13 protein-coding genes are annotated in these 17,240 nt (G+C 66.7%); 10 read left to right on the top strand and 3 right to left on the bottom strand.

What is annotated here, in order from left to right:
- Positions 1-3 precede the first annotated feature (3 nt).
- Both IPJ87_05900 and recA read right to left on the bottom strand, forming a co-directional pair.
- Positions 4-1,059: a tetratricopeptide repeat protein gene (locus IPJ87_05900; GenBank protein ID MBK7941393.1), complete on the bottom strand. Its 1,056-nt coding sequence runs from the start codon at positions 1,057-1,059 to the stop codon at positions 4-6.
- Between the two features lie 63 nt (positions 1,060-1,122).
- Positions 1,123-2,142 carry a recombinase RecA gene (recA, locus tag IPJ87_05895; protein MBK7941392.1) on the bottom strand — a complete coding sequence of 340 codons (1,020 nt, stop codon included), beginning with the start codon at positions 2,140-2,142 and terminating at the stop codon, positions 1,123-1,125.
- A 500-nt stretch (positions 2,143-2,642) separates the two neighbouring features.
- Between recA and IPJ87_05890 the strand changes: the two genes are divergently transcribed.
- The 5 genes from IPJ87_05890 (at position 2,643) to IPJ87_05870 (ending at position 12,382) form a co-directional block, all read left to right on the top strand.
- Positions 2,643-7,418, top strand: coding sequence for an SBBP repeat-containing protein (locus IPJ87_05890; GenBank protein MBK7941391.1), 4,776 nt, complete (start codon positions 2,643-2,645; stop codon positions 7,416-7,418).
- 47 nt (positions 7,419-7,465) lie between these two features.
- A complete protein-coding gene (locus tag IPJ87_05885) occupies positions 7,466-7,942 on the top strand; it encodes a hypothetical protein (protein ID MBK7941390.1) in 477 nt (158 codons plus the stop codon).
- A complete protein-coding gene (locus IPJ87_05880) occupies positions 7,936-8,166 on the top strand; it encodes a hypothetical protein (protein MBK7941389.1) in 231 nt (76 codons plus the stop codon). The genes IPJ87_05885 and IPJ87_05880 overlap by 7 nt, the downstream gene beginning before the upstream one ends.
- A 106-nt stretch (positions 8,167-8,272) precedes the next feature.
- Complete coding sequence (locus IPJ87_05875; protein MBK7941388.1) at positions 8,273-11,035, top strand: hypothetical protein; 2,763 nt, start codon at positions 8,273-8,275, stop codon at positions 11,033-11,035.
- 75 nt (positions 11,036-11,110) lie between these two features.
- On the top strand, positions 11,111-12,382 hold the full coding sequence (locus tag IPJ87_05870) for a replication-associated recombination protein A (protein ID MBK7941387.1): 1,272 nt from the start codon (positions 11,111-11,113) through the stop codon (positions 12,380-12,382).
- On the opposite strand, the gene IPJ87_05865 is transcribed toward IPJ87_05870, so the two are convergent.
- Positions 12,383-12,829 (bottom strand): hypothetical protein, encoded by a 447-nt coding sequence (locus IPJ87_05865; GenBank protein ID MBK7941386.1) that lies wholly within the window; start codon positions 12,827-12,829, stop codon positions 12,383-12,385. It abuts the gene before it with no gap.
- Between the two features lie 76 nt (positions 12,830-12,905).
- Between IPJ87_05865 and IPJ87_05860 the strand changes: the two genes are divergently transcribed.
- From IPJ87_05860 to IPJ87_05840, 5 genes are all read left to right on the top strand, one after another.
- Entirely contained in the window at positions 12,906-14,507 is a 1,602-nt protein-coding gene (locus IPJ87_05860) for a hypothetical protein (GenBank protein ID MBK7941385.1), read from the top strand.
- Positions 14,500-15,732 carry a hypothetical protein gene (locus tag IPJ87_05855; protein MBK7941384.1) on the top strand — a complete coding sequence of 411 codons (1,233 nt, stop codon included), beginning with the start codon at positions 14,500-14,502 and terminating at the stop codon, positions 15,730-15,732. Before IPJ87_05860 ends, IPJ87_05855 begins: the two co-directional genes overlap by 8 nt.
- A 13-nt stretch (positions 15,733-15,745) precedes the next feature.
- Entirely contained in the window at positions 15,746-16,465 is a 720-nt protein-coding gene (gene trmD, locus IPJ87_05850; GenBank protein ID MBK7941383.1) for a tRNA (guanosine(37)-N1)-methyltransferase TrmD, read from the top strand.
- A gap of 77 nt (positions 16,466-16,542) precedes the next feature.
- Complete coding sequence (gene rplS / locus IPJ87_05845; GenBank protein ID MBK7941382.1) at positions 16,543-16,911, top strand: 50S ribosomal protein L19; 369 nt, start codon at positions 16,543-16,545, stop codon at positions 16,909-16,911.
- Positions 16,912-16,981: 70 nt separating this feature from the next.
- Entirely contained in the window at positions 16,982-17,221 is a 240-nt protein-coding gene (locus IPJ87_05840) for a GlsB/YeaQ/YmgE family stress response membrane protein (protein ID MBK7941381.1), read from the top strand.
- The last annotated feature ends 19 nt before the right edge of the window (positions 17,222-17,240 follow it).

Genomic DNA, 17,240 nt, shown 5'->3' with positions numbered 1-17,240 from the left:
CGGTCAGCGGTCCCGGTCAAAGGCCTTCACGTAGGCGCCGTTCGCGTACACCCGCTGAAGGGCTTCTGCCGCAGCATCATAGTCCGGCCGGATCAATAGGGCCACTTGGTAATCGGCTGCTGCGCTGTCCAGCCGTTCCAGACGTTCGTAGGCCACACCCCTGTTGTACCACGCCTGGTAGTAATTGGTGTTCAGGCCAGTGGCCTTGGTGAACCAGCCGATCGCCGTGCGGGGGTCCTGCCGGTGCTCCAGATGGATGAAGCCGGTGTTGTAGGGCGCCAGGGCGTTCAGGCTGTCCACCTCGGTGATCCGGGCGTAAGTGACCATCGCCAGGCTGTCCTCGCCATGCTCTTGGAGGTACATGCCCAAGTTGTACAGGGCCTCCACGCTGTTGGGTCGGATGGCCAGGGCGGACCGGTAATAGTCCACCGCAAGCTCGTCGTGGAGGCCGGCATGCAACAACCCGAGCTGGATGAAGGCGCTGTAGTGGCCCGGGTCCTGCTCCACCGCGGTGCGCAGGCTGGAGACGGCCAGCGCCGTGTCGCCCACCTCCTTGTAGATCCAGCCCTTGAGGTAGTAGCCCTTCGCCAGGTTGGGATCCATCCGGAGCGCGGCGTTCACCAGTTCCATGGCCTCCCGGTAGTGGCGGAGCACGAGCTCGATCTCGGCCAGTTTGAGGCGCGGATCGGGACGGTCCGGGGCCAGCGCGATCGCCCGCTCGAACTCGGCCCGCGCCCGGTCGACCATCGTTTGTCGGTAGTACAGATCTCCACGCTCGATGCGATATCCGGCGTTCGTGCTGTCCGCGGCGATGGCGCGTTCCCAGTCCTTGAACGCCTGCCGCAGGCTGTCCACAGTGGTGTACAGGCGGGCCCGCTCGGCATAGAGCGCGGCGTTCGAGGGGTCGGCCACGATCCGCTGTTCCAACGCGGCCAGCTGTTCGGCCAGTCCGCCAGGGGACGTGGCGGGGGGCGCTCCGTCGCTGGTCGGCGCGGAAGGCCTGCAGGCCAGGAAGAGCAGGAGGATCAACGATCCGATGGGGCGGGCGCCGTGGGTCATGGGAACGAAGAAGCCCCTTCCAAGGGAAGGGGCCTCTAAGGTAGGGTCGGGCCGAAGGGCGCCTCAGGCGTTTTGAGGAGCGGCTTCCCTTAGACCGTCCTTGATCTTTTTCTCCAGCTCCTCGCACAGCTCCGGATTGTCCTCCAGCAGCTGCCGCACGGCGTCCCGGCCTTGACCCAGTTTGTTGTCCTCGTACGCGAACCAGCTTCCGCTCTTCTTGATGATGCCCTGCTCGACCCCCATGTCGATGATCTCGCCGGACTTGCTGATGCCTTTGCCGAAGAGGATGTCGAACTCGGTCTTGCGGAAGGGCGGCGCCACCTTGTTCTTCACGATCTTCACCTTGGTACGGTTGCCCACCGCGGTCTCCCCGTCCTTGATCTGGTTGGTGCGGCGGATGTCGATGCGGATGCTGGCGTAGAACTTCAGCGCGTTGCCACCGGTGGTGGTCTCCGGATTGCCGAACATCACCCCGATCTTCTCGCGCAGCTGGTTGATGAAGATGCAGCAGCAGCCCGTCTTGCTGATCGTGCCGGTGAGCTTGCGCAGGGCCTTGCTCATCAGGCGCGCCTGCATGCCCGGTGAGGCATCCCCCATCTCCCCTTCGATCTCCGCGCGCGGGGTCAGGGCCGCCACACTGTCCACCACCAGCAGGTCGATCGCGCCGGAGCGGATCAGGTTGTCGGCGATCTCCAAGGCCTGTTCCCCGTTATCCGGCTGGCTGATCAGCAGGTTCTCCGTGTCGACGCCCAGCGCTTCGGCGTAGAAGCGATCGAAGGCGTGTTCGGCGTCCACGAAGGCCGCAATACCCCCCTTCTTCTGCACCTCCGCGATCGCGTGGATGGCCAGGGTCGTCTTCCCTGAGCTTTCAGGACCGTAGATCTCCACGATGCGGCCTTTCGGGTAGCCGCCCACGCCCAGCGCAAGGTCAAGGCCCAGGGACCCGGACGGGATCACCTCCACCTGCTCCACCGCATCATCCCCCAGCTTCATGATGGCCCCCTTGCCGAAGGTCTTCTCCATCTTGTCCATGGTGAGCTGAAGGGCCTTCAGCTTCTCCTTGTTGATCTCCACCGCTGCCATGTGTTTGGGATTTGTTGTCGCGTTGATGATCGTCCGATGCCTTGACGTCTTTTCTGTCAGACGAACGCCGGACAATTAAGCAACTCGCCACGTCGATCGCCAAAAAAACCGGCAGAAAGTTTTCAACAGGTGACCTCCGGCCGCTCCGTTCGGCTCGCAGAAAATGCCCCATGAAATCGCCTAATGCATCGACGAATAGCCTATTCGTTTCGACGAAACTTGACACCGGCCATCGGTTCGCCGTTGCTTTGTGCCCGTTCGTCCGGCTTCGATCGACCCTGTGGGCTACTTGGACACCAACAGGATCACCGATGAGGACCGCGAAGACCCTTGAGCGCGTGAGCGCGCTCGTGTTGCACCGAAGGATCGCCCTGCCGGCCTGGTTGGCCGACAGAGAGCTCTGGTGCCTTCTGCTGGTCGGCCTGTTGCTGCTGTTCGTCCCCTGATGACCTCCTCCGGGGCGTCCGCATCCGAATAACCGACAACCGACCCAAGAACCCATGCAGCACCATTCACCCCCCAAGACCGCGCTGCGACGCGCCAAGGCCCTACTGACGGCCTTGGTGTTCGCGACCACAGGCGCTGTGGCGCACACGCCGCCCGACCGACCGCATGACGGACATGCGGACGGCCTGGACGCCCTGCTCCATGCCTACGAGCAACGCATCCACTTCACGGAGAACCGCGGGCAGTTCAACCCCCACGTCCGGTTCCGGGCCGACTTCCCGCTGGGCCAGGCCCTGGCCACGCCCGAAGGCATGCTGGTGAAGGCCTACGACCCGGAGGCCGTCAGCGCCCGCGAGGCCGAAGGGCATCGCATCGAGGAGGAGGCCCGCCTGGGTCTGCCGAACCGCCCGCTGTTGTGGCGCGAACGCGGACATGGCTGGATGCTCCACTTCCGCGGGGCGCTGCCCACCATGCGCATCGAGGGCCTGAAGCCCCACGGTGACGCCGCCAACTACTTCGTGGGCGATGCCGCCCGCCATGCCACCGGCGTCAGCAGCTTCGAGGAGGTGTGGTACAAGGACGTCTATCCCCGCACCGATGTCCGCTATTACGCGGCCGAGGACGGTGCACTGGAGTACGATATCATCTGCAAACCCGGAAGCGACCCCGCCGACATCCAGCTCGAGCTGAAGGGCATCGAGCGCCTCCGTGTCACCGACAAGGGTGAACTGGTGGTGCCCACAAGCCTGGGTGAGATGCTCTTCCCCGCGCCGGTCGTCTACCAAGGCGGCGAGCGTGGCGAGCAGCGCGTGGATGCCGCATACGCCGTGCAAGGCAACGTGGTCCGCTTCACCTTGGGGGCCTACGACCGTACCCGGCCGTTGGTGATCGACCCCATCGCGCTGCGCTGGGCCACCTGGGTGAACACGAACAGTTCCGGCGACAACCATGGCCATGGCATCTGGGTGGACCCGAACGACGGGGCCATCTACGTGCTGGCCCGAGTGGTGGGCACCACCGACAACATCACCTTGGGCGCCTTCGACGAAACGGCCAACGGCAACCTGGAGATCATCGTCGGTAAATACCTCGAGCCCTCCACCGTGGGTGGTTCCGGCACCCGGGTCTGGCAGACCTACATCGGCGGTGCTGACGACGACAACCCGTACGCGATCGAGCAGGGGCTGGACGGGAACCTTTACATCACCGGCCTGACCGGCAGCACCAACTTCCCCCTGCTCGGCGGAACCGGGTTCAGTGGCAGCAGCATTGATCAGCAGGCCCAATCGGGCGACGACATCTTCGTGCTGAAGATCAACCCCGCCGGCACCGGCATCAAGGCCTGTGTGATCGGTGGCAACGGCGGAGAACTGTCCTACGACCTGCGCACTACCGCCAGCGGTGACGTGCTCGTATGCGGGTCCACCACCAGCACCAACCTGCTCACCCAGAACCCCGGCAGCGGTGCCACCAACACCAACGCGGGCAGCAATGATGCCTTGGTCTTCCGGGTGAACGCCGACCTCTCCACGCTGGTCTGGATGCGCAACAGCGGCGGCACCGGTAGTGATGTCGCTACCATCATGCTGCACAATGATGCCACAGGCGACATCTTCGTCGGTGGTAGCACGGCAAGCACCAACTTCCCGACCGTCAGCCCCCGCCAGTCCACCCGCGGTGGGAACTCGGCCGGCTTTCTGCAACGGCTGACCTCGGCGGGCGGGGTCACCTGGAGCAGCTACTTCAGTTCCGCCTCCAGCGCTGCTGCTTCCGTGCTGTGCATGGAATTCAACACGGCGCGGACCGAGTTGTATTTCGGTGGTGTCACCACCGGGCTCGCCGGCGCCAACATCAGCGGCTCGGGTGTGTTCGACAGCTCGCACAACGGCAGCAACGACTTCTACGCGTGCCGCATGGGCATCGACCAGACCTTCATGGGCGCCACCTACCTCGGCGGAAGCGGCAACGAGGTGAACATGATGGGCCTGAACGTGGACCAGAACAACGATGTCTACGTGTTCGGCTATTCGAACAGCACCAACTTCCCGGTCAGCTCGTCCCCGAACGTGCCGCTGCAGACCACCAACCAAGGAAGCAACGACAAGACCTTCAGCAAGCTGGAGCATGACCTGAGCGCCCTGCTCTTCAGCACCTACTACGGCGGATCGGCCGATGACTATGACCCGGTCGGCGAGCGCGGCATCAAGTTCAGCAACTGCCGCATCTACACCATCGTCACCGCGCGCAGCAACACCATCCCCCTCACCCAGGGCGCGCTCAACACCACCAAGGTCAGCTCCACGTCACGGTATGAACCGGGGCTCGTGGTGTGGGCCAACCCGCCCGACCTGCTGGGCAACAGCATCACCTACCAGGGCGTGGCCATCTGTCCGGGCAGCACGCCCGGCGACATCACCGGTTCCGAACCGAGCTATGTGCTGCCCACCATCGTGCGCAACAACGTGTCCTCTCCCTATCCTGCGTTCGGCAGCGCCGCCACCTATCAGTGGCAGATCAGCGCCGACAGCCTGACGTGGACGGACATCGCAGGTGCCACCGGGCAGGACCTTCCGGGTGCCCTGATCGGTGCCGTCACCGCGGACACCTACATCCGGCGCATCATCGGCGGCGATGCCTGCATCCTCGCCGGGGCGGCCGATCAGGTGGTGAAGGTGCGCATCATGACCGCGAGCGGCACGGTGGGCGATGTGTCCTGCCACGGCGGCAGCGATGGCAGCGTCACGGCCACCGCCGACGGACAGGCGCCCTTCACGTTCGCATGGAGCAATGGCCAGACGGGGGCCACCGCCACGGGCCTGAGCGCCGGACCGATCAGTGTGACGGTGACCGATGCCAACGGATGCAGCGCCACCGCCAACTTCTCAGTGGGTCAGCCCAGCCCGCTCTCCGCCACCATCAACACCACCCTGGATGCCTGCAACACGGGCACGGGCGGTGCGTCGGCCAGCGGCACCGGCGGAACCCCGGGCTATGGCTATGTGTGGAGCACCGGCGCCGTGGGGCCGAACCTCACCAACGTGCCAGCTGGTCCCTACACTGTCACCGTCACCGACCTCAACCAGTGCTCCGTCACCCTTCCGGTGAACATCTCCGGCACCATGCCTCCCACAGCCCTTGCGGGAAGTGATGTCGAGATCACCTGCACCACGGGTCCCACGGTGCAACTGAACGGCGGCAGCGTACCGAGCGGGCTGAACTTCTCATGGACCGGCCCGGGCATCGTTTCCGGCGCGGCTTCCGCCACACCGATCGTCAACCAGGCCGGCGTCTATGTCCTCCTGGTGACCGATCCGCAAACGGGCTGCACCGGCACCGATCAGGTCGAGGTGTCCGTGAACACCACTGTACCCGGCGCGCAAGCGGCCGGAGGCACGATCAGCTGCACCACGCCATGTGTGACCCTGCAGGGCACCGGTAACGGCAGCTACAGCTGGACCGGCCCGGGCAACTTCAGCAGCACCGATCAGGATCCGACGGTATGCACCGCGGGCACCTACACCCTGGTGGTGACGGGCGCCAACGGGTGCACCAGCACGGCCACGGTGGAGGTGATCGCCGACAACGCCGCCCCCCAAGCTTCGGCTCAGGGCGGTACCATCAACTGCAACATCCTCTCCGCCCAGCTGCAAGGCAGTGGCACCGGAACCCTGTCGTGGAGCGGTCCTGGTGGGTTCACCAGCGCGGATGCCGCTCCGGTGGTGGACGTGGCCGGTACCTACACGTTGACCGTCACCGGGGCCAATGGCTGCGTGACCAGCGTGAACGCCGATGTGATCATCGATGGCACCACGGCCAGCGCCGGTGCCGTTGGAGGCGAGATCAGCTGTCTGCAACCGACCGTCCAGCTCCAGGGAGCCAGCCTCACCCCGAACGTGAGCTTCACCTGGACCGGCCCGAACGGGTTCACCAGCGGCGATCAGAATCCGGTCGTTTCCGCCCCGGGCAGCTATGTGCTGACGGTCACCGGAACAAGCATCCAGACGGAGAATGGTCCGTTGGCCTGCGTTGGGACCGCCGAGGCGATCGTGATCGGGAATACCGACGTGCCGGGCGCCCAAGCGGCCGGTGGTACCATCACCTGCACCACGAGCTGCGTGACGCTGCAGGGCACGGGCAACGGCAGCTACAGCTGGACCGGCCCGGGCAACTACAGCAGCGCCGACCCGAACCCGACGGTGTGCATGGCGGGCACCTACACCTGGTGGGTGACGGGCGCCAACGGCTGCACCAGCACGGCCACGGCCGAGGTGCTGTTGGATAACGATGTGCCTGAGGTGGACGCCCTGAGCGGCGTGCTCTCCTGCAGCAACCCCACGGTGACCCTGAACGGGTTCTTCGCCCCGGGCATCGTGAGCTTCCAGTGGACGGGCCCCAACGGCTTCGTGAGCGCGGACGCTGCCCCGGTGGTGAGCACTGCGGGTGTGTACACCCTGACGGTGACCGCCGCCAACGGCTGCAGCAACAGCGCCAGCACCACCGTGCTGGAGGATGTGGACGTGCCGGGCGCGCAAGCCGCCGGTGGAACGCTGACCTGCACCACCACGAGCGTGATGCTGATGGGCAGCGGCAACGGCAGCTACAGCTGGACCGGCCCGAACAACTTCGCCAGCATCGACCAGAACCCGACCGTGTCGGTCGCTGGCACGTATGTGCTGACGGTGACGGGCAGCAACGGTTGCACGAGCACGGCCAGCGCCGAAGTGCTCCTGGACAACGCTGCTCCTGGCGCGCAAGCCGCCGGTGGCACGATCACCTGCACCACGAGCTGCGTGACGCTGCAGGGCACGGGCAACGGCAGCTTCAGCTGACCGGCCCGGGCAACTACAGCAGCGCCGACCCGAACCCGACGGTGTGCATGGCGGGCACCTACACCCTGGTGGTGACGGGCGCCAACGGCTGCACCAGCACGGCCACGGCCGAGGTGCTGTTGGATAACGATGTGCCTGAGGTGGACGCCCTGAGCGGCGTGCTCTCCTGCAGCAACCCCACGGTGACCCTGAACGGGTTCTTCGCCCCGGGCATCGTGAGCTTCCAGTGGACGGGCCCCAACGGCTTCGTGAGCGCGGACGCTGCCCCGGTGGTGAGCACTGCGGGTGTGTACACCCTGACGGTGACCGCCGCCAACGGCTGCAGCAACAGCGCCAGCACCACCGTGCTGGAGGATGTGGACGTGCCTGGCGCGCAAGCCGCCGGTGGAACGCTGACCTGCACCACCACGAGCGTGATGCTGATGGGCAGCGGCAACGGCAGCTACAGCTGGACCGGCCCGAACAACTTCGCCAGCATCGACCAGAACCCGACCGTGTCGGTCGCTGGCACGTATGTGTGCTGACGGTGACGGGCAGCAACGGTTGCACGAGCACGGCCAGCGCCGAAGTGCCCCTGGACAACGCTGCCCTGGCGCGCCGCCGCCGGTGGCACGATCACCTGCACCACGAGCTGCGTGACGCTGCAGGGCACGGGCAACGGCAGCTTCAGCTGGACCGGCCCGGGCACCACAGCAGCGCCGACCCGAACCCGACGGTGTGCATGGCGGGCACCTACACCTGGTGGTGACGGGCGCCAACGGCTGCACCAGCACGGCCACGGCCGAGGTGCTGTTGGATAACGATGTGCCTGAGGTGGACGCCCTGAGCGGCGTGCCTCCCGCAGCAACCCCACGGTGACCCTGAACGGGTTCTTCGCCCCGGGCATCGTGAGCTTCCAGTGGACGGGCCCCAACGGCTTCGTGAGCGCGGACGCTGCCCCGGTGGTGAGCACTGCGGGTGTGTACACCCTGACGGTGACCGCCGCCAACGGCTGCAGCAACAGCGCCAGCACCACCGTGCTGGAGGATGTGGACGTGCCGGGCGCCCAAGCCGCCGGTGGCACGATCACCTGCACCACGAGCTGCGTGACGCTGCAGGGCACGGGCAACGGCAGCTACAGCTGGACCGGCCCGGGCAACTACAGCAGCGCCGACCAGGACCCGACGGTGTGCACCGCCGGCACCTACACCTTGGTGGTGACGGGCGCCAACGGGTGCACCAGCACGGCCAGCGCCGAAGTGCTCCTGGACAACGCTGCTCCTGGCGCACAGGCCACGGGTGGAACGCTGACCTGCACCACCACGAGCGTGATGCTGATGGGCAGCGGCAACGGCAGCTACAGCTGGACCGGCCCGAACAACTTCGCCAGCATCGACCAGAACCCGACCGTGTCGGTCGCTGGCACGTATGTGCTGACGGTGACGGGCAGCAACGGTTGCACGAGCACGGCCAGCGCCGAAGTGCTCCTGGACAACGCTGCTCCTGGCGCGCAAGCCGCCGGTGGCACGATCACCTGCACCACGAGCTGCGTGACGCTGCAGGGCACGGGCAACGGCAGCTTCAGCTGGACCGGCCCGGGCAACTACAGCAGCGCCGACCCGAACCCGACGGTGTGCATGGCGGGCACCTACACCCTGGTGGTGACGGGCGCCAACGGCTGCACCAGCACGGCCACGGCCGAGGTGCTGTTGGATAACGATGTGCCTGAGGTGGACGCCCTGAGCGGCGTGCTCTCCTGCAGCAACCCCACGGTGACCCTGAACGGGTTCTTCGCCCCGGGCATCGTGAGCTTCCAGTGGACGGGCCCCAACGGCTTCGTGAGCGCGGACGCTGCCCCGGTGGTGAGCACTGCGGGTGTGTACACCCTGACGGTGACCGCCGCCAACGGCTGCAGCAACAGCGCCAGCACCACCGTGCTGGAGGATGTGGACGTGCCGGGCGCCCAAGCCGCCGGTGGCACGATCACCTGCACCACGAGCTGCGTGACGCTGCAGGGCACGGGCAACGGCAGCTTCAGCTGGACCGGCCCGGGCAACTACAGCAGCGCCGACCCGAACCCGACGGTGTGCATGGCGGGCACCTACACCCTGGTGGTGACGGGCGCCAACGGCTGCACCAGCACGGCCACGGCCGAGGTGCTGTTGGAGAACAACGCCCCGGACCTGAGCGCCGAGGCCACCACGATCGATTGCATCACGGGTGAAGCGACGCTGACCGCGATCTCGCAGGCAGGCCTGACCTTCAGCTGGACCGGTCCGAACGGATTCACCAGCACGTCGGCGACCACGACCACCGTGGAAGCCGGCAGCTACACCGTGACCGTGACGGGTGCGAACGGATGCTCCGCCAGCATGGAGGTCCTGGTCATCGACGACTGCGACAAGGATGAATGTGGCAAGCTGATCGAGCAATGCGGTCCGGACGTCACGCTGGAGTGCGGCAGCTCGCTGCACCCCTACGATGTGGGCCACCCGATCTTCCGGAAGGATGACAAGTGCCCTGAGGTGACCGTGGGTTGGACGGACAGCTGGAGCGGCTCCTGCCCCTACGTCCTCACCCGCACCTGGTGGGCCACCGATGCCAATGGCAACAGTGAGACCTGCGTGCAGACCATCACCGTGGTGGACACTCAGGGCCCCGAACTCCTTGGTGTGCCGGCGGACATCACCGTGGCCTGCGACGAGCTGAGCGACGAGCTCCCCGAAGTGCATGCCGCGGACGCCTGCAAGAACGCGTCGCAGGTGATGATGACCGAGGTGTTCGTGCCGGGCAACTGCCCGGGCAACTTCCAGCTGGTGCGTACCTGGTCCGCTTCGGACGACTGTGGCAACACCAGCAGCGCCACGCAGACCGTGACGGTGGTGGACAATGAAGCGCCGGTCCTGCTGGGCGTGCCCGCCGACCTCACCCTGCAGTGCGACGAGAAGCTCCCCGAAGCCCCCTTGGTGACGGCGGAGGATGCGTGCAGCGCCAACCTGGAGGTGATCCTGACCGAGGAGACCATCAAGGGCGATTGCAAGAACGAGTTCACCGTGATCCGCACCTGGACGGTGAGCGACCTCTGTGGCAACACCGCCTCGGCCACGCAGACCATCGAGGTGGTGGACACCACCCCGCCCACCATCCTTTGCGCGGTGGCCGACCTGGAGACCACCTGTGACAAGGTGCCCGATGCGGAAGCCTGCAAGGCGAGCGACAACTGCGATGAGGACGTGCAGGTGCTGTTCACCGAGGACATGAGCGGCAAGGACTGCGAGAAGGGCTACACCATCACGCGCACCTGGACCGCCGTGGACGATTGCGGAAATGCCTCCGAGCTCGTGCAGGTGATCACGGTGAAGGGCAAGGGCGGCAAATCCCTCGAGGTCACCGCTTCGCCGAACCCCTTCCGTGTGATGACCACCCTGCGCTTCACCGCCGACCGCGACGGGCAGGCCGTGCTGGACCTCACCGATCTCCAGGGCCGCCCCGTGGCCCGGCTCTTCGACGGCCGCGTGGAGCGTAACGCCGACTACCAGGTGGAGCTCACCGCCGATGGCCTCACGGGCACCACCTACCTCTACCACCTGATGCTCGATGGACGCAGCGTCCACGGTCGCCTGGTGCTGACGCGTTGACCCGTCCCTGACCACTGCGACAGGACCCCCTCCACACCGGAGGGGGTCCTTCGTTGGCGGCCCTACCTTCGCCGCATGGATGCCGCGCCCCTGGCCGAACGGATGCGTCCGCGCGACCTGGAGGCGGTCGTCGGCCAGGAGCACCTGGTGGGGCCCGAGGGCATCCTGCGAAGGGCGCTCAGCGGCGGCATGCTGCCCAGCATGATCCTCTGGGGACCGCCCGGGGTGGGCAAGACCACCCTCGCCCGGCTGATCGCCGAACGGCTGCAGCGGCCCTTCTTCACGCTCAGCGCCATCAGCAGCGGCGTGAAGGACGTGCGCGAGGTGATCGACCAGGCCGGTGGCAAGGGCCTTTTCGCCCGCAGCGCGGTCCTCTTCATCGACGAGATCCACCGCTTCAGCAAGGCCCAACAGGACAGCCTGCTCGGTGCCGTGGAGAAAGGCACCATCACTCTCATCGGCGCCACCACGGAGAACCCCAGCTTCGAAGTGATCGGCGCGTTGCTCAGCCGCTGCCAGGTGTACGTGCTGCGGCCGCTCGCCCACGAGCAGCTCCTGGCCCTGCTCGATCGTGCGATGCACCAGGACGAAGAGCTGCGGTCACGGGCCATCACCCTTCAGGAGGTGGATGCCCTGATGCGTGCCAGCAGTGGCGATGCGCGACGGTTGTTGAACACCTTCGAGCTGTGCGTGAAGGCCGCCGGTGAAGGCCTGGTGGTGATCACCGACGCCCTGGTGAAGGAGGTGGTCCAGACCCAGGCCGCGCGGTACGACAAGCAGGGGGAGCAGCACTACGACATCGTCAGCGCCTTCATCAAGAGCATGCGCGGCAGCGACCCGCATGCGGCGGTGTACTGGCTGGCCCGCATGGTGGAGGGTGGCGAGGACCCGTTGTTCATCGCCCGTCGCATGGTGATCCTGGCCAGCGAGGACATCGGCAACGCTGACCCCAATGCGCTGCTGCTGGCCACCACCGCCATGCAGGCCGCCCAATTGGTGGGCTGGCCCGAGAGCCGGATCATCCTGAGCCAGTGCGCCGTGTACCTGGCCTGCGCGCCCAAGAGCAACGCCTCCTACCTGGCCATCGTCGCCGCCCAGCAGCTCGTGCAGCGCACCGGCGACCTGCCCGTGCCGCTCCACCTGCGCAATGCGCCCACGCGGCTGATGAAGGATCTCGGGTACGGCCGGGAGTACCAGTACAGCCATGACCAGCCGGGCCACGCCAGCGATCAGGAGTTCCTTCCGGAGGCCATCAGCGGCACCAGCCTCTATACGCCTGGTGACAATCCTCGGGAGCAGAAATGGGCCGAGCATCTCGGCCGTATCTGGAAGGACCGCTACCGCTGATCAGTGCGCCCGCTCGCTCTCCATGAAGCGGCGGTGCATGTCGTAGATCACACCGAGGCTGACGATGAGGCCTCCGATGCCCTGCTCCAGCATCTGCCAGAGCGCATCGATCACCACATGCACGGCCCCGGCCTTCGCGAAGCTCATGCCCAGGATGTACACCAACAGGAAGACCACGAAGCCGATGGCCGCACCCAACAGGGCGCTCATCAGCGGGAAGGCCCGCTTGAGGCTCACCCACTCGTGGGCGATGGCCTGATGCACGGCCAGGGTGATCACAAAACCGATGATGAGGTACACCAGGCCGCTCAGACCCATGTACAGCGGCAACGGGATCCGCAAGTCCTGCAGATCGTTCAGCGCGAGCCCATGCCACAGGTACGACAGGCCGTACATCACCACGGACGAGCCGATCCAGGGAACGATGAATCCACGTTTGCCGAACATGCGCACCAGTGGCGGGGTGTCAACGCAGCACCATCACGGTCGCTAAATTACGCCCCGTATGAGGAACGAGTCCGCCATGGCCAGGGTTGCCTCGGCCATCGCCGTTTGGGGCGCCTTGCTGCTCGGGTCCTCAAGTTGCCGCAAGGACGCGGGACCGCCGCAGTGGGACGTGGACCTGCTGGCCCCCTTGGTGAACACGTCGCTGACGCTCAACGATGTGATCGCCGACTCGCTCCTGGTGACCGGGGCCGACGGTGGATTGACCCTGCTGTACCGCACCGAGCTCTTCGGCGTGCGGCTGGATACCCTGCTGCAGGTGCCCGACACGGGGATCACCTACAGCTATGTGCTGCCCATACCAGGCCCCCTCTTCTTCGCCGCCGGTGCGTTGCTGCCCACCGACGAGGAGGCCACATCGCTCGATCTGGAGGACGTGCAGCTGCGGTCCCTGGCCATCCGCAGCGGAACGCTTCAGGTGGGTCTCACCAACATGATCGCCAGCGGCATCACCGGCACCTTCGCGCTGCCGGGGGCCACCTTCAACGGTCAACCCGTCGCCGTTCAGGGCTTGGTCCAGGCCGGATCACCGCTCAACCCCTCCTTCACCGGGCTCACGCGTGACCTGGCCGGCCACTGGTTCGACCTGCGCGGCCCCGACCTGGATGAAGTGAACGCCCTCAGCTCGCAGATCACCATCCAACTGGATCCCAACGGCACCGGCGCCAACGTCACCAACATGGACAGTGTGAAGGCCGTGGCCACCTACACGGACATCGTTCCGCAGTTCGCCGAGGGCTACTTCGGGAACCGCACCGAACAGGTGGGACCGGAGAACACCGCCGTGGACCTCTTCGACCGCATCACCGATGGCCTGCTCGACATCGACCACGTGGAAGCCCGGCTCCGCATCACCAACGGCGTGGGCGCCGACCTGCGGATCCGCATCCACGAACTGGTATCGGAGAACACGCGCACGGGGATCTCGGTGCCGCTCGTGCATCCCATCGTGGGCTCCCCCATCAACCTCACTCGCGCCCTCGACCTTGGCGGCTCGTTCCAGTCCACCGCCTGGTCCACCACCCTCAACACCGGCAACAGCAGCATCGCCCCGTTCGTGGAGAACCTGCCCGACCGCCTGCGCTATGCGGTGGACCTGGAATTGAACCCGCTGGGCGACATCAGCAACGGCCACGACTTCCTCTATTACGAGAGCGCCGTCAGCGCTCAGCTCGACCTGGAGATGCCGCTCCGCCTGATCGCCACCGACCTCACCGTGGAGAGCATCGCCACGCCCGACCTCCCCGGCTCCGAGGAGGCCCACGGGCTCACCGCCGGCGAGCTCTCCCTCTTCGCCACCAACGGGTTCCCCTTCCGCGCGCGGCTTCTGCTGGACATCCTCGATGCGGCCGATCATGTGGTGGGCTCCATTCCCGTGGTGGGCGAAGTGGCCAGCGGTGAGGTGGATCCCGATGGCCTGGTGCGCGACCCGGTGCGCTCGGTCTGCACCGCCTCCCTCATCCCCGAACAGGTCGACCTGCTCTACGCCCAGCCGCGCCTGCGGGTCCGGGCCGTCTTCAACACCGCCGATCAGGCGCAGCACCTGCTGTTGATGGCCCATTACCGGTTGGACCTGCAGGTGGTGGCCGGCGCGAACTACGTGGTGAACGGCGATGAGTGAACGGCTTACCGCCCTGGCCCTCGCCACGGCCCTGCCCCTGCTGTCCTTCCCGCAGGACCTGCTGCCCACCGGCGCCACGGCGCAACAGGACCGGGTGGAGGTGCGTGGTGCCTTCGACTACGACGCGAACACCCTGCTGAACGAACTGGTGCTGGACCTGACGCAGGGCGGATTCGTGGAGCGCGACGTCCGTGAACGAAGCCAGGCCGCCCTGCGGTCGAACAACCGGCTCGGACAGGTGCTGCAGCTCGGCGTGCACGCCGTGTTCGGTGACAGCATCCTGGGGCGGGCCGGTCTGAAGGTGATGATCTCGGCCACGCACAAGGACCACGCCGGCCTGCGCTTCCGCCCGGACGTGTACGCCCTCACCTTCTTCGGCAACGCCGGGTTCGCCGGCGAACGGGCCGACCTGTCCGGCTCGGCCTTCGAGCAGCAGCGCTACCAGACCCTGGGCGCCGGCCTGTACCATGCGCGCTCCGGCAGCTGGGTGCGGCTCGATGTGGTGAAGGGCCAGTCCTGGACCGCCGTGCATCTGGAGGACGCCACGCTCTTCACGGCGGCGGACGGCACCCGTCTCGACCTGCGCCTGCACGGCAGCTACCACAGCAGCGACACCGCGCGCAGCGACCTTGGGGCCTTCAACGGCCTTGGAGCGGCGATCAGCTTCGCCCAGCGCTTCAGCCTGCCCACCCGGAACGGCGCGGCCGCACACCGCATCACCATCGGCGCCGAGGATCTCGGGGCCGTGCGCTGGAACGATCGCGCGCTGTGCTCCAGCCCGGACACCGCCTTCACCTACGACGGCATCACCGTGGACGATGTCTTCGACCTCACCGGGGCCATCACCGGCGAGGAGCAGCTGCTGGACACCTTCGGGGTGCGGCCCTCCGTCGGGGCCGCGTGGCGCCTGCTGCCGCTCCATGCGTGGGCGGAGCACAGTGTCGCGTGGCCCACGGGGTGGCGGATGGACCTGCGGATCGCCCAGCGCGCGCTGCCGGGGTTCATCCCCTTCGCACAGGTCACGGGCTGGCGTCGGTTCGGTGCGCAGGCCGTGGGCCTCTCCGCGCAGTACGGGGGCTTCGGTGGCCTGCGTGCCGGTGTGCACGCGCGCTTCCGCATCACCCGATGGCTCGGCGCCGAACTGCTGTTGCCCAACCTGTACGGCCTCACCGGCCCGCGCGCCCGCGGCCTCGCCGCCCAGGTCGGCCTGGTGTTCATCCCCTGAGGAACTTCGCCCCATGGTCCGCCTCCGCATCGACATCCTATCGGCCGTACCCCGCCTGCTGGACAGCTGGTTCGCCGAGAGCATCCTGCAACGCGCCCAGCAGAAGGGCCTGGTGGAGGTGGTGGTGCACGACCTGCGCCAGTGGAGCACCGACAAGCATCGCCGGATCGATGACTATGTGTTCGGCGGAGGTGCCGGCATGGTGCTGCAGGTGGAGCCCATCCACCGGGCCATCACCCAGCTGAAGAGCGAGCGCCCCTACGACGCGGTGATCTACCTGAGCCCCGACGGGGAGCTGCTGGACCAGCCGCTGGCCAACCGCCTCAGCGTGCACCGCAACCTCATCCTGCTCTGCGGCCACTACAAAGGCGTGGACGAACGCGTGCGCGAGCATCTGGTGGATCTGGAGGTGAGCATCGGCAACTACGTGCTCAGCGGTGGCGAGCTGGCGGCCGCCGTGCTCAGCGATGCGCTGATCCGCCTGGTGCCCGGGGTGCTCAACGACGAGACCTCGGCCCTGAGCGACAGCTTCCAGGACGGCCTGGTGGCGCCGCCGGTCTACACCCGGCCTGCGGAGTTCGCCGGCTGGAAGGTGCCCGACGTGCTGCTGAGCGGGCACGAGGCCCGGATCGCGGAATGGCGCCACCAACAGGCCGTGGAGCGCACCCGGGAGCGGCGTCCCGAGCTGCTGGAGGGCGGTGCGGATGCTGCGGCCACCTTCGGGGAAGGGTGAAGCGCCCCGGCATCGCGAAAGTTCCGTAATATTGCGGCCCCGAACGCGGGTCGGACCCGCACAAGTGCCTGAGCGTCATGGATAAGCTGAAGCAACTGGAAAAGGAATGGGCGCCCCTCAAGGCCATGCCCGAGTTCAAGGCCGGTGACACCATCACCGTGCATTACAAGATCGTGGAGGGCAACAAGGAGCGCATCCAGCAGTTCCAAGGCGTGGTCATCCAGCGCAAGGGCGCCGGCAGCACCGCCACCTTCACCGTGCGCAAGATGAGCGGCAACGTGGGTGTGGAGCGCATCTTCCCGGTGGCCTCCCCCTTCATCGACCAGATCGACGTGAACAAGCGCGGCGACGTGCGGCGCGCCCGTATCTTCTACCTGCGCGAGCGTCGTGGCAAGAGCGCCCGCATCACCGAGAAGCGTCAGGTCGTGGCCGCACCGGCCAAGTGAGGCGCATCGCTGTGAACTCCGAGAGGCCCCGGCAACGGGGCCTTTTTCGTGGCTAGGCATACCTTTCGGCATGGGCTTCCTTTGGAGCTTGATCGTGGGCGCCGTGGCCGGATGGCTCGCCGGCCAGCTGATGAAGGGCGGCGGCTATGGCCTGCTGGTGAACATCGTCCTCGGCCTGCTCGGCGGCTTCGTCGGCAACCTGGTGTTCGGTGTCCTCGGCCTTGATGCCACCAACCTCATCGGACGCATCATCTGTGCCACCGTGGGCGCGGTGCTGCTGATCGTGCTCGCCCGGGCGCTGAGGAAGTAGGCCGGCGGTCTGCCGTGCC

The organism is Flavobacteriales bacterium, from assembly GCA_016713875.1.
Lineage (GTDB): Bacteria > Bacteroidota > Bacteroidia > Flavobacteriales_F > PHOS-HE28 > PHOS-HE28.
The sequence above is the reverse complement of the archived record's forward strand: the minus strand, read 5'-3'. Positions and strand labels throughout refer to the sequence as shown.